Here is a 2,756-nt window from a genome sequence, read left to right as displayed (position 1 = left end):
GGCGGCAACCCGGGCGCGGCCGGCGCAGCTGGCGGTTGTGGGCCCGGTCCGGCAGCCGGCAGTGGAGGTGTGCCAGGTGCCGGGAAGTGCTCGGTGCCCAGCGTGGTGGCCCCGTCAGGGGTGCGGACCATCGTGTCGGGCCCAGGCGCCAGCGGTACAGCCGTAGCGCCGCTGCCCGGCAACACCCGCTTCGGCACCTCAGCCGTGTTCCCCGGTGGAGCCGGAGGCTGCGCCGGCTTCTCGTCCGGGAGTTTGGTGTTGAGCGGCGGCGGCGAAACCCCTTGAGCAGGCTTGGGAGTACCGACCACCACCCAATTGCCTGACGGGTCCTGGACCAAGTGCGCGGTGTCCCTGCTGGGAATCATTCCCAGGCCGCGGGCCGCCTCGGCCAACGCGGGTGCGGATTCTGCCTCCAGCACATCTCGCTCCAGCGCTTCCTTCTGCTGCTGCAACAGCCGATTCTGCTGGCGGGCACTGCCCAGCTGGTAGGACCGCTCAGCAGAGTCGGTGGACAACCACAACGTGAGGCCCAACCCCGCGCCGAGAGAACCGATCACGAGCACCACGAACGGCACTTTGGCCACCAAGGTACGCGGCCGTAGGTCGATCGATGACATCCGGTTGAGCAGACGTTCCCGCAATGGGGGTCGAACAACTTTGGGTGCCTTGGCTTTCCGCGCCTTCGCCCGCGCCTTGGCTTGGCTGGCGTTCTTGGGTCGGGCCGGCCGCTCGGCTGGCCGGGAGATCGGTGTGGTCTGCGGCGCCAATCGCGACGTTCGCGGCTCACGGGCCGGCGCTGACGCTTTACCGGTGCGTGAACGAGCCCGACGCGCAGGGGTCGCATCGGCCGGCCGACGCCCGGAGTTCCGGGAAGTTCCGCTCTGCGAGCGCCGACGATCCCCGCCGCGCGGTGGTGGTGTTTCACGCTTGGCTTTCATCAGCCTCCCCTCCTCGCTGTCTCATGCCCCGATGTCAGGCGTTGCAAAGCACGCAATCTCACCGGGGCACTCCGCGGGTTTTGTCGGACCTCGACGTCGCCGGCGCGTTCGGCGCCGCGCGTCAGCGAGCTGAATTGCGGTCCGTGCCCAGGGAGTTCGACCGGTAGATCCGGTGGTGTGCTGGAGGTGACGGCCTCGGCGAACACTCGTTTGACGATGCGGTCCTCAAGCGACTGGTAGGCCAGCACCACGATGCGTCCGTCGGTGGCCAGGGCGTCCAGCGCGGCGGGCATGGCGTCGCGCAATGCGTCCAGCTCGCCGTTGACCGCAATACGCAGCGCCTGGAATATCCGCTTGGCGGGGTGGCCGCCCGTGCGCCGGGCCGGCGCCGGAACCGCTTGGTAGACAAGCTCTACCAGCTCGCTGGTCGAGGTGAACGGCGTGCGTGCGCGGCGGCGGATGATGTGTGTGGCGATGCGGCGGGCGAAGCGCTCCTCGCCGTACCGGCGCAGAATGTCGGTGAGCGCGGCCTCATCGTAGGTGTTCACGATCTCAGCGGCAGTCAGCACTGCGGTGGGATCCATCCGCATGTCCAGTGGCGCGTCCTGGGCGTAGGAGAAACCGCGCTCACTGCGATCGAGCTGCATCGAAGAGACGCCGAGATCGAAGAGTATCCCGTCCACGGATTCGGTTGCAGTGTAACCGGATTGGATCAGAGCATCGCCGATTCCGTCATAGCGGGTCTGGATCAGGGTGAGCCGGTCAGCGAATTGCGCCAGGCGGGTGCGGGCAATGTCGAGCGCGGTCGGGTCGCGGTCGATGCCGATCAGCCGCAGCCCGGGCAGCTCGGTCAAAAACCGTTCGGCGTGACCGCCGGCACCGATGGTCGCGTCGACGAGCACAGCCCCAGATCCGTCCGGATTCTCCCGCGTGAGCGCGGGGGTGAGCAGCGCGACGCAGCGCTCGAGCAGCACTGGCACATGACCGAATCCACCAGTGGCGTCAGGCACAACAACACCTTCCCGACGTAAGGCATGGCGGGCGAACCGCTGCGACCGGCTGCGCCGCCCTTGCGATCGCCCGTTGAATTGGTGGGCGGCTCGGCGGGCCCCTGCATCGAGGTCCCTGTCCGACAGCACGAACCTGGCGTTGGGGAAGTACGTCAGGGTCGGTTCGGGCAGAGGCCACGGTGCACGGGCACGCGCCTCAGATAATGTCGCCGAGTGCTTCATCGCTGGCTGCGGAGAAGTTCTCTTCGTGGGTCTGTTGGTATTCCTGCCAAGCCTGTGCATCCCAGATCTCGAGGTAGTCAACCGATCCGATGACCACGCAGTCCTTCGACAGGTTGGCGTAGCGGCGGTGGTCGGCCGACAACGTGATCCGGCCTTGCGCGTCGGGATGCTGTTCGTCAGTGGCGGCAGCCAGATTTCGCAGGAATGCTCTTGCCTCCGGGTTGCTTCTTGATGCCTTGCTGGCTCGGCGGGCAAGTTGCTCGAATTCCGTTCGGGGATAGACAGCCAGGCTGTGGTCTTGGCTCTTGGTGACCATTAGCCCTCCTGCCAGCGCGTCGCGGAACTTGGCGGGCAGTGTGAGCCGCCCTTTGTCGTCGAGCTTCGGGGTGTAGGTGCCGAGAAACATCTGGCCACCTCCCCGTCTTTCGACTTCCGCCACCATACCCCACAATCCCCCACTGCGCTCCATTTAACAGTAGGAAAATCACCATTTGATGTCGTTTTGGCAGGACCTCGGTCACTCAACGACAGCGACAGGCCAGCGCGGTAGGAGCGATACTACGGCTAAATCGCCTTTGAGCTGCAG

3 protein-coding genes are annotated in these 2,756 nt (G+C 66.2%); all 3 read right to left on the bottom strand.

The features are described 5' to 3' along the window. A partial coding sequence (locus WBF82_RS04215; protein WP_424381846.1) for a hypothetical protein occupies positions 1-938 on the bottom strand: 938 nt, incomplete at its 3' end. Continuing rightward, positions 938-2,170 (bottom strand): 16S rRNA (cytosine(1402)-N(4))-methyltransferase RsmH, encoded by a 1,233-nt coding sequence (rsmH, locus tag WBF82_RS04210; protein ID WP_424381845.1) that lies wholly within the window; start codon positions 2,168-2,170, stop codon positions 938-940. The genes rsmH and WBF82_RS04215, both read right to left, overlap by 1 nt. Beyond that, complete coding sequence (mraZ, locus tag WBF82_RS04205) at positions 2,145-2,576, bottom strand: division/cell wall cluster transcriptional repressor MraZ (RefSeq protein WP_424381844.1); 432 nt, start codon at positions 2,574-2,576, stop codon at positions 2,145-2,147. Before mraZ ends, rsmH begins: the two co-directional genes overlap by 26 nt. Positions 2,577-2,756 lie beyond the last annotated feature (180 nt).

The organism is Mycobacterium sp. (assembly GCF_049673265.1).
Lineage (GTDB): Bacteria > Actinomycetota > Actinomycetes > Mycobacteriales > Mycobacteriaceae > Mycobacterium.
The sequence above is the reverse complement of the archived record's forward strand: the minus strand, read 5'-3'. Positions and strand labels throughout refer to the sequence as shown.